This window comes from Brevundimonas sp. 2YAF1 (assembly GCF_052114745.1).
Taxonomy (GTDB): Bacteria; Pseudomonadota; Alphaproteobacteria; order Caulobacterales; family Caulobacteraceae; genus Brevundimonas.
Window position 1 is genome coordinate 207,405 of sequence record NZ_JBFRFI010000005.1, and the last position, 11,833, is coordinate 219,237.

At 67.2% G+C, this 11,833-nt stretch carries 11 protein-coding genes; 7 read left to right on the plus strand and 4 right to left on the minus strand.

All coding sequences use genetic code 11. The annotated features are described in order from the left end of the window. Nucleotides 1-50 precede the first annotated feature (50 nt). The 4 genes from AB4Y68_RS09095 (at nt 51) to AB4Y68_RS09110 (ending at nt 3,656) form a co-directional block, all read left to right on the plus strand. Nucleotides 51-1,046, plus strand: a complete 996-nt coding sequence (locus AB4Y68_RS09095; RefSeq protein ID WP_441455228.1) for a PhoH family protein — start codon at nt 51-53, stop codon at nt 1,044-1,046. After that, nucleotides 1,046-1,501, plus strand: coding sequence for an rRNA maturation RNase YbeY (gene ybeY, locus AB4Y68_RS09100; protein ID WP_441455230.1), 456 nt, complete (start codon nt 1,046-1,048; stop codon nt 1,499-1,501). The genes AB4Y68_RS09095 and ybeY overlap by 1 nt, the downstream gene beginning before the upstream one ends. Then, a complete protein-coding gene (gene lnt, locus AB4Y68_RS09105) occupies nt 1,498-3,084 on the plus strand; it encodes an apolipoprotein N-acyltransferase (protein WP_441455231.1) in 1,587 nt (528 codons plus the stop codon). The genes ybeY and lnt overlap by 4 nt, the downstream gene beginning before the upstream one ends. A gap of 155 nt (nt 3,085-3,239) precedes the next feature. After that, nucleotides 3,240-3,656: a helix-turn-helix domain-containing protein gene (locus tag AB4Y68_RS09110; RefSeq protein ID WP_441455232.1), complete on the plus strand. Its 417-nt coding sequence runs from the start codon at nt 3,240-3,242 to the stop codon at nt 3,654-3,656. Nucleotides 3,657-3,735: 79 nt separating this feature from the next. On the opposite strand, the gene AB4Y68_RS09115 is transcribed toward AB4Y68_RS09110, so the two are convergent. Next, nucleotides 3,736-4,269 carry a carboxymuconolactone decarboxylase family protein gene (locus tag AB4Y68_RS09115; protein ID WP_441455233.1) on the minus strand — a complete coding sequence of 178 codons (534 nt, stop codon included), beginning with the start codon at nt 4,267-4,269 and terminating at the stop codon, nt 3,736-3,738. Between the two features lie 168 nt (nt 4,270-4,437). Next, a complete protein-coding gene (locus tag AB4Y68_RS09120) occupies nt 4,438-4,986 on the minus strand; it encodes a peroxiredoxin (RefSeq protein ID WP_441455235.1) in 549 nt (182 codons plus the stop codon). A 430-nt stretch (nt 4,987-5,416) separates the two neighbouring features. On the opposite strand from AB4Y68_RS09120, the gene AB4Y68_RS09125 reads away from it, so the two are divergent. Next, nucleotides 5,417-6,301 (plus strand): hydrogen peroxide-inducible genes activator, encoded by an 885-nt coding sequence (locus tag AB4Y68_RS09125; RefSeq protein WP_441455236.1) that lies wholly within the window; start codon nt 5,417-5,419, stop codon nt 6,299-6,301. A 216-nt stretch (nt 6,302-6,517) separates the two neighbouring features. Here AB4Y68_RS09125 and AB4Y68_RS09130 read toward each other — a convergent pair whose 3' ends face one another. Both AB4Y68_RS09130 and acnA read right to left on the minus strand, forming a co-directional pair. After that, a complete protein-coding gene (locus tag AB4Y68_RS09130) occupies nt 6,518-7,375 on the minus strand; it encodes a hypothetical protein (protein ID WP_441455238.1) in 858 nt (285 codons plus the stop codon). A gap of 192 nt (nt 7,376-7,567) precedes the next feature. Next, nucleotides 7,568-10,273, minus strand: coding sequence for an aconitate hydratase AcnA (acnA, locus tag AB4Y68_RS09135; protein ID WP_441455239.1), 2,706 nt, complete (start codon nt 10,271-10,273; stop codon nt 7,568-7,570). Between the two features lie 196 nt (nt 10,274-10,469). Between acnA and ccmA the strand changes: the two genes are divergently transcribed. Together ccmA and ccmB are read left to right on the plus strand one after the other, a co-directional pair. Then, nucleotides 10,470-11,102 (plus strand): heme ABC exporter ATP-binding protein CcmA, encoded by a 633-nt coding sequence (ccmA, locus tag AB4Y68_RS09140; RefSeq protein WP_441455296.1) that lies wholly within the window; start codon nt 10,470-10,472, stop codon nt 11,100-11,102. Beyond that, nucleotides 11,099-11,764: a heme exporter protein CcmB gene (gene ccmB / locus AB4Y68_RS09145; protein ID WP_441455240.1), complete on the plus strand. Its 666-nt coding sequence runs from the start codon at nt 11,099-11,101 to the stop codon at nt 11,762-11,764. The genes ccmA and ccmB overlap by 4 nt, the downstream gene beginning before the upstream one ends. Nucleotides 11,765-11,833 lie beyond the last annotated feature (69 nt).

Consider the following 11,833-nt stretch of genomic DNA (forward strand, 5'->3'; position numbering starts at 1 on the left):
AGTAGTCTCGCCCCGCGAGCGAGACGATAGGGACCCAAAAAGGAACTTTGATGGCGCGAGAGTCCGAATTCCTGTCCCTGAGCGATCAGGCGCTGCGGGCCGTGATCGGTCCCAACAGCCGCCACGTCGCCCTGATCGAAGACGCCTTCAAGGTTCTGGTCGAGGCGCCGGGCGGCGGCGTGACGATCAACGGATCGGCGCGGGACCGGGCTCAGGCAAAGCGCGTCGTCGAGACCCTGGCCAAACGGGCCGATACGGGCGCTGAGATCACCGAGGCCGACGTGCGCATGGCGCTGGGCGCGGCGGCGTCGCAGCCGCGTCCCGATCAGGGGCGGGTCGTGCCTGACGCCATCGCCCTTCCGGTCGGTCGGCGCGGGGCCATCGCGCCCAAGACGGCGGCCCAGGCGCGCTATCTGGACCTGCTCAGCCGTTGCGAACTGACCTTCGGCGTCGGCCCGGCGGGTACGGGCAAGACCTTCCTGGCGGCGGCCTATGGCGCCAGCCTGCTGCGGCGGGGCCAGGTGGACCGGCTGGTCATCACCCGTCCGGCGGTCGAGGCGGGCGAGAAGCTGGGTTTCCTGCCCGGCGATCTGAACGAGAAGGTCGACCCCTATCTGGCCCCGATCTGGGAGGCGCTGAACGACATCCTCGGCGTCGATGACGTGCGGCGCCGTCGCGAGAAGGGCGAGATCGAAGCCGCCCCCATCGCCTTCATGCGCGGCCGCACGCTGAGCCACGCCTTCATCATCGTCGACGAGGCGCAGAACACCTCGCGGCTGCAGATGAAGATGGTCCTGACCCGTCTGGGCGAGGGCGCGCGGATGGTGGTGACCGGCGACCCGTCGCAGATCGACCTGCTGAACCCGCGCGATTCCGGCCTGCGTCACGCCCTGCGCATCCTGCAGGACGTGAAGGGGGTGGGGGTTCAGGCCTTCAAGGCGGAGGACGTGGTGCGCCACGCCATGGTCGAGCGTATCGTGCGCGCCTATGACGCCGATGCGGCCCGGGGGCGGCCCTCGCCCGATCTTGAGGATGACGAAGACTGATGATCGAGATCGAAGTCGAGGACGCGGCCTGGACCGCCGCCCTGCCCGAGACTGAAGCCGTGGTCCTGCGCGCGGCGACGGCGGCGCTGGGGGCGGTTGAGGGCGACGTGGTCGTCCTGCTTACCGACGACGCAGGCGTTCAGGACCTGAACGCCCGCTTCCGCGACAAGGATCGGCCGACCAATGTCCTGTCCTTCCCGGCGGCCGAGAGCGCCTTTCCGCATCTGGGCGACGTGGTGCTGGGCTTCGCCTATTGCGCCGCCGAGGCGCAGACGCAGGGCAAGACCCTATCCGATCATCTGAGCCATCTGGTCGTCCACGGCGTGCTGCACCTGCTGGGCCGCGATCACGAGGACGACGCCGAGGCCGAGGAGATGGAGGCCGAGGAGCGCGAAATCCTGGCCGCGTTCGGCATCGCCGATCCCTATCAAGCCGAACACGAGGCCCAGGCATGAGCGAGCGTTTGTCGGCCCTGTGGGGGGGCGTGCTGACGAACCGCTGGGGCCGCATCGCCCTGGCTCTGCTGGCCGGCGCGGGCACCGCCCTGGCGCACCCGCCGTTCGGGATTTTGCCCGGCCTGCTGGGCTATCCCTTGCTGATGCTGTTGGCCGAGCGGTCGCGCTCGGTGAAGGGCGGTTTCTGGGTCGGCTGGCTGGCCGGCTTCGCCTATTTCTTCATCGGCTGCTGGTGGGTGGCCGAGGCCTTCCTGGTCAACAAGGAGCAGGCCTGGATGGCGCCCTTCGCCGCCAGCCTCCTGCCCATGGGGCTGGGCCTCTTTTTCGGCACCGCGACGGCCCTCTATCGCCGCTTCGCCCCGCGCGGCGCCGTGCGGCGGGTGCTGCTGTTCGCCGCCCTGTTCGCCTTGCTGGAGTGGCTGCGCGGCCATGTCCTGACCGGGTTCCCCTGGAACCCGACCGGGGCCAGTTGGCTGGCCGGTTCGGCCATGTCGCAGTTCGCCTCGGTGGCGGGCGTCTATGGGCTTGGCCTCGTCACGCTCGGGGCCGTGTCGGCGCTCGGACTTCTGGCCGACAGCGGGCTGCGTCGGCCGCGCCTGATCGCGGCCGGTCTGGGCGTCGTCGTTCTGGCCGGTCTGTTCGCCTTCGGGACCGTGCGGCTGGCGTCGGCGAAGCGCGTAGACGGACCAACGCTGGTGCGTCTGGTTCAGGCCGACATTCCGCAGGAATCGAAATGGTCGCCCGAGGCCTATCAGGCCATCGTCGACCGCTACGTGGCGCTTACGGCCCAGCCGGGGGCGGCCCTGCCTGACGTCGTGGTCTGGCCCGAAGGCGCCCTGCCCGCCACGGCCAACGACGTCTTCAACTCGTCCGACGCCCAGGCCATCGCCGGGGCGCTTCAGACCGGTCAGACCCTGCTGATGGGGATCAGCCGGGGCGAGGCGGATCCGACCGCCGAGGGCGGCGCCCGCTATTTCAACAGCCTGTTCGCCCTGCATGACGAGGGCGCGGCGGGGCTGAGGATCGGGGCCATCTACGACAAGCATCGTCTGGTGCCGTTCGGCGAATACCTGCCGCTGGGCCGTCTGATGAGCCAGATCGGCGTGCGTAGCCTGGTCCACGTTCCGGCCGACTTCAGCGCCGGGCCCAAGCCCGCGCCGATCAGCCTGGTCAACGCTCCGAAGGTCCAGCCGCTGATCTGCTACGAAAGCCTCTATCCGGGCTTTACCCCGGCCCGGGGCGCGGCGCGTCCGGCCTGGATCGTCAACGTCTCCAACGACGCCTGGTTCGGCGCCACCTCCGGCCCGCGCCAGCACCTGAATCTGGCCAGCTATCGCGCCATCGAGACCGGCCTGCCCATCGCCCGCGCCACGCCTACCGGCGTCTCGGCCATGATCGACCCCTGGGGACGCATCATCGACGGCAAGCGGCTGAATCCCGGCCATGCCGGCGTCATCGACGTGCGCCTGCCCGAACCGGCGGCGCCGACCCTCTACGGCCGCTGGGGCGACGGCCTGTTCGGCGGACTGCTGATCCTGATGCTGGCGGGCGGCGCGCCGTTCCGTCGCCAGAGACGGGCGTGACGGCGGGAGGTCGCGCGTCTCCCGAAGACGGCGACCCCGCTGATCCGCTTTGACGAGGGTGCACGCCTGCCGCGCGAATTGTAATGACAGTGCTGGCTATCCGTCGCATTTCGGAACAATTGAGGGCAGGCGTTGATATGGACGAGAGCGGACGTATGGTCAGAGGCTCTGCAGAGGATGGTCCCCACCCGGTGGACCGGCACGTCGGGCGGCGGGTCTGCGAAAAGCGGATCGCCCTGGGCTATAATCAAAGCGATCTGGGCCGGGCCCTGGGCCTGACCTTTCAGCAGATTCAGAAGTACGAAAAGGGCGCCAACCGGATTTCGGCGTCCAAGCTTTGGGACATCGCCCGCTTCTTCAAGGTCGACATCAGCTACTTCTTCGAGGGGCTGACCTCGCTCCGGCCCGGCATGGCCGAGGACGAGGCGTCGCCCTTCGTGCATGACTTTCCGGCGACGCGTCAGACGATCGAGATGGGCCGTCTGGCCCCGCAGTTGTCGCTGCGACAGCAGAAGCTGATCCTGGACATGATGCGCGAGATGGCGGCCCGATCCGACGGGGACAAGGACTAGGGCTCACCCTCAGCCGGCTGGCATACGAAAAAGGCGCGGATCGCTCCGCGCCTTTCTGCTGTCCGGCGATCCGCGAGGATCAACCCGCCAGGGCGGCCTCCGAGGCGACGATGCGGCTGGCGGCGTGGACCACGGCGCCGATGCGCAGGGCGGCCTGGACCTGGACGTTGGGGACCGCGTGCTTGCGCAGTTCGCCTTCGTGAGCGTCGAGGCAGGCGCCGCAGCCGTTGATGGCCGAGACGGCGGTGGACCACAGTTCGAAGTCCAGCTTGTCGACGCCGGGGTTGGCGATGACGTTCATGCGCAGCTTGGCCGGCAGGGTCGTGTACTCGTTGTTCTTCATCAGGTGCAGCGAGCGATAGTAGATATTGTTCATGCCCATGATGGCGGCGGCGGCCTTGGCCGCGGTCATGGCCTCGGGGGTCAGGACGGCGGCGGCGGCGGCTTCAATGGCCTTGACCGCGGGGGCGACGCCGATGGCGTGAGCCGAGGCCAGGAAGCAGCCCCACTTCTGCTGGTCGTTCAGCACCGTCTCATTGGCCAGCGAGGACAGGTTCAGCGAGATGTCCTTGCCGTAGGCCGGGATCATTTCACGCAGGGCGTCGATCGACATGAGGAAGTCTCCGTAAAAGGGGGCCGACTGTCGGCCGGTGGCACAAAGGGCGCTGAAGCAACGCACTCAAAAACGCGCTCAAGTAGTCCGAAGGACGATAGCGCCCTAAAAAAGAAGAGCGGCGACGGAGAACCGCCGCCGCCCCTTCATTCGGTCAGGTCGCTACGCTTACAGCGTGGCGCCGCCGACCGGACGGTTGCAGGCGCATAGTTCGTCGGTCTGCAGGGCGTCGACGACACGCAGGGTGTCTTCCGGCGAACGGCCGACGTTCAGGTTGGTGACGTAGACGTGCTGGACGACGTTGTGGGGGTCGACGACGAAGGTGGCGCGCAGGGCGACGCCATTTTCTTCGTCCAGGATGCCCAGGTCGCGGGCCAGCTTGCCGCCGGTGTCAGCGAACTGCCAGATCGGCAGTTTGTTGAGGTCGGCGTGGTCGCGGCGCCAGGCCAGCTTGACGAACTCGTTGTCGGTCGAACCGCCGAGGACGACGGTGTCGCGGTCCTCGAAGTCCTTGTTCAGGGCGGCGAAGGCGGCGATTTCGGTCGGGCAGACGAAGGTGAAGTCCTTCGGGTAGAAGAAGATGACCTTCCACTTGCCGTCGAAGCTGTCCTGCGTCAGCGTTTCAAACGCCGAGACGCCGTTTTCCTCGTGGTTGTTGAAGCCCGGCTTCACGCCAGTGATCTTGAATTCCGGAAGTTTTTGACCGACGCCGAGCATCGCGCTTCTCCATAAAGCTGGTTCAGAAAGGGGCCGGCGGATCGGGGAGCGACCCGCCGTGGGTCTCAGATGGGGCCTGGCCGACACGAAGTCAAATCGATCATTTTACGAACTTGAATAGATTTGGGTTATGTCAAAGGCGACTTTGGCGGCTCCACCTGTGGTCGAAGCCGGCTCGAGGCGCGCAAGCCTAGCCGGGGCCTGATCCGCCGCCTCAAGACGGGCCGCGACCTCCAGGTGCATGGGCGGGGCGGTCGGTTCTTCGCTCGCCTTCCTGCGGCCTTCGGCCACAGCGGCGCGGACCCGCCGGCGTCGGCCGGCATAGACGTCGGGCTTGGCTATAAGGTCAGTCGATTGTTTTTGCTTTGGAGATAGTGAAAGCCTATTTGTTAGGGCTCGCTCCCGCCGCGCCAATGCGCCCGAAGGCTCCATGCTCCCCACCCTGCGTCAGCTCCAGTATCTGAAACTCCTGGCCGAGCACGGCTCGTTCAGCCGCGCCGCCGACGCCGCCCACGTCAGCCAGCCGGCCCTGTCCTCGGGGGTGCAGGAACTGGAACGAGTGCTGGGCGCCCCCGTGGTCGAGCGCACGCGCGGCGCGGTGCAACTGACCGCCGTGGGGGCCGAGGCGGTGCGCCGGGCCGAGGACGTCCTGGCCCGCACCGAAGACCTGGTCGAGGCGGCCAAGAACGCCGGCAAGCCCCTGTCGGGCCGGTTCCGCCTGGGCATCATCCCCACCGTCGCCCCCTTCCTGCTGCCCGCCGCCCTGCCCGGCCTGCGCGACAAATACCCGGCCCTGCGCCTCTTCATCCGCGAGGACCTGACCCCGCGCCTGATCGCCGGGCTGAAGGCGGGGCAGTTGGACGCCGCCGTCATCGCCCTGCCCTACGACGCGCCGGGCATCGATCACGCCCGCATCGGCGACGACGAGATCCTGGCCGCCATCCCGGTGGCTCATTCCCTGTCGGGTTCGGGACCGATCCCCGAGGGGATGCTGAAATCCGACGACCTGATCCTGCTGGAGGACGGCCACTGCCTGCGCGATCAGGCGCTGGCCGCCGTCAATATCGAGGCCCCGCGCGGCGAGGACGTCTTCGCCGCCACCTCTCTGCATACGTTGGTGCAGATGGTGTCCTCAGGCCTCGGCGTCAGCTTCCTGCCGCAGATGGCGGTGCAGGCCGGTCTGGCTGACAACCCCGGCGTCGTGGTCCGCCCCATCTCCGCCGACGCCCCCCGCCGCGAGATCGTCGTCGCCTGGCGCGCCGGCTCCAGCCGCGCCGCCGAAGCCCGCCTCCTCGCCGAAGCCCTCAAACTCTGAGCGGCGAGGCGCCGCGGCCCTTAGGCCGCCAGGCCATCCTCACGCCTGCTCCATCCCCGCCGTCATCCTCGGGCTTGACCCGAGGGTCCAGCGCAGCGGTGCGCGCGACCTTTCCATCGTCGCGCAGGCGGACAACCCGATCCTCGGGTCAGGCCCGAGGATGACGGCTAGCAGATGCTCGTCGATTACTCGCGGGATCCGCTATTCGCGGCCCCCTCAGGACTGGCTCTTGAGGCCCGCCAAAACCACACCGCGAAAGACGCGCGCCCGATCGGCGGGCGGGAGAGTGTTAATCTCTTCCATGAGGCCGAGGACGAAATGACAACTGGCGGCCTTCTGTCCACTTGTCGTCGCTCTTGCCGGTTCAAAGTCGATGGCCGCAAGTGCGGTCACGGCACTAGGTGACAGTCGAGCAAAAGCTTGCTCGACAAGCGGCTGAAACTCCGCCTCGTCAATCGGTTCGGATGCCACCGCAGGCAGCTTTGCTGTCTCATGGAGGATGTCGGCCATAAGCGACATCTCTTCGGCGGCCATCTCGCGAGGGAATATTCTAGTCGGATCGAAAGAGATATGACCCGGTGTGTTTAGTAGCTCATGGCAGTATTGCGGTTCCTGACTCTGCAAAAAAGTGGCCTGTTTGACGATGAAACCAAGCTGGCGGCCTATCGTCGCATCGCTGGCCTTCATCATTTGCGCGCCGAATATTTCTAACAGCCGAGGCCGGATGCGGTTGATCGTCTGGATGTTGGTCTCGCCTGCTTTGAGGCTCTGGACTGCTGCGTCCCGCATGACCGCGTAGTCAGTGGGATAATCGTCGTGCAGCACTTTGAACGCGGGAATGGCAAAGAGTTCCGCATCGGCTTTTGCCTGGAGAGTCTGAGTGGGTTGCAGTCGTAGGGACAACTGATCGACGGGCACTATTCGGATGACGGCGATACCCAGGATTAGAGCTACGAACTGGCCAATGCGCTGTCCTTTTGCGCTGAGCCCGAGGTGCTTGTGGGCCATCCAGACGAGCAAAGACCCAAGCCCTGCGATACCCCCGCAGATCAAAGCCGAAAGTAGGATGTTCATTAGCCGTCCCCTAGTCACCCTCAATACGGGAGAACACAGATCTCTAAGCCGGGCGGCGCGTCAATCAGAAATACCTACGCTTCCTATATCCACCCGTACCCCGGACAGAGCGGCCTCATCGCCCTCGCACCCAAACAAAAAGGCCGGCGGATCGCTCCGCCGGCCTTTCTATTTCAGACTGCTGCCTGAGACCTACTCAGCGTCGCCGCGCGCCAGGTTGCGCAGGACGTAGGGCATGACGCCGCCGGCCTTGAAGTAGTCCAGCTCGGTCTGGTTATCGATGCGGCAGCGGACCGGGAAGCGGGCCATCTTGCCGTCCGACGGACGGAACATCTCGACCCACAGGTCCTGACGCGGCTTCAGCTTGCCGATGTTGGCGTCGGTCAGACCGCGGATGGTGACGATCTCCTCGCCGGTCAGACCCAGCTTGTTCCAGCCGTCCTGTTTGAACTGCAGCGGCACCACGCCCATGCCGACCAGGTTCGAGCGGTGGATGCGCTCGTAGCTTTCGGCGATGACGGCGCGGACGCCCAGCAGGCGGGTGCCCTTGGCCGCCCAGTCGCGCGACGAGCCGGTGCCGTATTCCTTGCCGGCGAAGACGACCAGAGGACGGCCTTCCGACTGGTAACGCATGGCCGCGTCATAGATCGACATCGTGTCTTCCGAGGGGAAGTGCTTGGTGACGCCGCCCTCGATGTCCGGGGTGATCTTGTTGCGGATGCGGATGTTGGCGAAGGTGCCGCGCATCATGACTTCGTGGTTGCCGCGGCGGGCGCCGTAGCTGTTGAAGTCCAGGGCGTCGACGCCGTGGTTGGTCAGATAGACGCCGGCGGGCGAGGCCTTCTTGATCGAACCCGCTGGGCTGATGTGGTCGGTGGTGATCGAGTCGCCGAAGATGCCCAGGATGCGCGCCTCGACGATGTCGGTGACGGCCGAGGCCTCCATCGACAGACCCTCGAAGTAGGGCGGGTTGGCGACGTAGGTCGACTTGTCGTCCCACTCATAGGTCTGGCCGCCGGTGACCTTGATGGCCTGCCAGTGCTTGTCGCCCTTGAAGACGTCCTTGTAGCGCTTGGCGAACATGGCCGGGGTGACCGACTTCTTCTGGATGTCGGCGATCTCTTGCGAGGTCGGCCACACGTCCTTCAGGAAGACGTCGTTGCCCTTCTTGTCCTGGCCGATCGGCTCCTTGGTGATGTCGATGCGCATCGAACCGGCGATGGCGTAGGCCACGACGAGCGGCGGCGAGGCCAGGTAGTTGGCCTGGACGTCCGGGTTCACGCGGCCTTCGAAGTTGCGGTTGCCCGACAGGACCGAGGTCGCGACCAGGCCGTTGTCGTTGATCGCCTTCGAGATCGCCGGGTCCAGCGGGCCCGAGTTGCCGATGCAGGTGGTGCAGCCATAGCCGACCAGGTTGAAGCCCATGGCGTCCAGATCCTTCTGGAGGCCGGCGTCGGTCAGATAGTCGGTGACGACCTGCGAGCCGGGGGCCAGCGAGGTCTTGACCCAGGGCTTGACCTTGAGGCCGAGGGCATGGGCCTTGCGCGCCACCAGACCGGCGGCGATCAGGACGCTAGGGTTGGAGGTGTTGGTGCAGGACGTGATCGCAGCGATGACCACGTCGCCGTCGCCGACGGTGAACTTCTTGCCGTCGACCGAGACGCGCTCAGCGTCGACAGCGCGGCCGAAGACGTCGGCCAGTGCGGTCTGGAAGGCCGGGGCGGCGGTGGTCAGTTCAACGCGGTCCTGCGGACGCTTGGGGCCGGCCAGCGACGGCACGACCGTCGAGATGTCCAGTTCCAGAACGTCGGTGAAGACCGGGTCTTCCGAGGTTTCGTCGATCCACAGGCCTTGGGCCTTGGCATAGGCTTCGACCAGGGCGACGCGCGCCTTGTCGCGGCCCGTGGCGGTTAGGTAGTCGATCGTGGCGCGGCTGACCGGGAAGAAGCCGCAGGTGGCGCCGTATTCCGGGGCCATGTTGGCGATGGTGGCCTGATCCTCGATGGTCATGCCGACCAGGGCGTCGCCGAAGAACTCGACGAACTTGCCGACCACGCCCTTCTTGCGCAGCATCTGGGTGACGGTCAGGACCAGGTCGGTCGCGGTGGCGCCTTCGGGCATCTTGCCCGACAGCTTGAAGCCGATGACTTCCGGGATCAGCATCGGGATCGGCTGGCCCAGCATGGCCGCCTCGGCCTCGATGCCGCCGACGCCCCAGCCCAGAACGGCCAGGCCGTTGATCATGGTGGTGTGGCTGTCGGTGCCGACGACGGTGTCGGGATAGGCGACGGTCTTCTTGCCTTCGTCCAGGGTCCAGACGGTCTGGGCCAGGTTCTCCAGGTTGACCTGGTGGCAGATGCCGGTGCCGGGGGGGACGACGCGGAAGTTGTTGAAGGCCGACGAGCCCCAGCGCAGGAAGTTGTAGCGCTCGATGTTGCGCTCATATTCGCGCTCGACGTTCTCGCCGAAGGCCTTGGCGGTGCCGAAGTGGTCGACCATGACCGAGTGGTCGATGACCAGGTCGACGGGGACCAGCGGGTTGATCTTGGCTGCGTCGGCGCCCAGCTTGGCCATGGCGTCGCGCATCGCGGCCAGGTCGACGACGGCGGGAACGCCGGTGAAGTCCTGCATCAGGACGCGGGCCGGACGGAAGGCGATCTCGTGCTCGACGGCGCCCTTGTTCTCGATCCAGGCGGCGACGGCCTTCAGGTCGTCCTCGGTGACCGAGACCCCGTCTTCGTTGCGCAGCAGGTTCTCGAGAAGCACCTTCATCGAGCGCGGCAGACGGGAAATCCCGGCCAGACCGGCTTCCTCGGCGGCGGGAAGGCTGTAATAGGCGTACTTCTTGCGCCCGACGGCGAGATCCTGGCGGGTCTTGAGGCTGTCAATCGACGGCATGGAGAGGTCCTCTGACTAACGCCGCCCGACAATTCGGTTGCGCCTTCGCGCGCTGTACGCCGGGGCGCACAGGTCCCAGGCGCGCGCGGCGAAAGCCTGCTGCGGCGCTTGCGCGTATAGTCCCGTGCGCGAGAGCCGTCCATGTATCCACAACGCGGTCGTGGACATTGAGAGAGGTTCGCAAATCGGCGGGGTCATGCTGAAGGCGGTCGACATCCAGTCCTTGAGCCTGTCGCGCGGCGAGCGCGTCCTGTTCCAGGGCCTGTCGTTGCGCCTTTCGGCGGGCGAAGCCGTGGCCCTGACCGGAGCCAATGGCGCCGGCAAGACCAGCCTGCTGCGGGCTGGGGCGGGCTTTATCCACCCCGATGCGGGGGCGATCACATTTTCTGGCGGTCCGGGTTCCGACGACGAGATGCTAGACGCCGAGACGGCGCGGCGCGACTGCGTGCACCTGCTGGGCCATCTCGAAGGGCTGAAGCCGACGCGGACGGCGCGGCAGGAGTTCGATTTTCAGACGGACTGGCTGGGGGGCGATGAGGCGGGGCGAGAGACGGCGATCGCCCGTCTGTCGCTGTCGCCCCTTCTGGATCTGGAGACGCGCAAGCTGTCGGCGGGCCAGAAGCGCCGCCTGTCGCTGGCCCGTCTGGTCGCCGCCCCGCGCGCCCTGTGGCTATTGGACGAACCCCTGGCCCCGCTGGACGAGCGCTGGCGGGCGGTCGCCGCCGAACTGATGGCGGCGCATCTGGCGGCCGGGGGGATGATCCTGGCGGCGGTGCACGATCCCCTGCCCGTTCAGGCGCGCAATCTGGATTTGGGAGATCTGGCGTGAGGGCCATGCGCGTCCTGTTCGGCCGCGAACTGTCGCTGGCCTGGGGGGGCGGCGGCGGGCCTTTGCTGGCCTGCGGCTTCATGCTGTGCCTGACCGCCATCCTGCCGCTGGCGGCGGGCGGCGATCCGCGCGTTCTGGCCCCGGCGGCCTCGGGCGCCAGCTGGATGGCCCTGGCTCTGGCCTCGCTGCTGTCGCTGGAGCGGCTGTTCGAGCGCGATCTGGAGGACGGGGCGCTGGACCTGCTGGCGCTCGGTCCGTTGCCCCTGGAGGCGACGGTGGCGATCAAGGCCCTGGCGCAATGGCTGGCGACGGGCCTGCCGCTGGCCATCGTCGCGCCGGTCGCAGCCCTGGCCCTGGGCCAGCCGGCCTCCCTGATCGGCCTGACGGCGCTGGCGGCGGCCATCGGCGGCCTGGGCTTCGCCTTCACCGGGGCTCTGGGCGCGGCCCTGGCCCTGGGGGCCAAGCGCGGCGGTCTGCTGATCGCCGTGGTGGTGCTGCCGCTGTTCATTCCGCCGGTGGTGTTCGGCGCCGGCGCTCTGACGCGGGCGGCCCATGGGCAGGACCCGCTGTCGGCCCTGGCCCTGCTGAGCGCCTATGTTCTGTTCGCCATCGTCATCGCGCCTCTGGCCGGGGCTGCGGCGGTCCGCAACGCCCAGAGCTAAGACGCGTCGGACACCTCTCACTACCGCTCATCCCGGCGGACGCCGGGATCCAGTTCTTTGGCGACAACC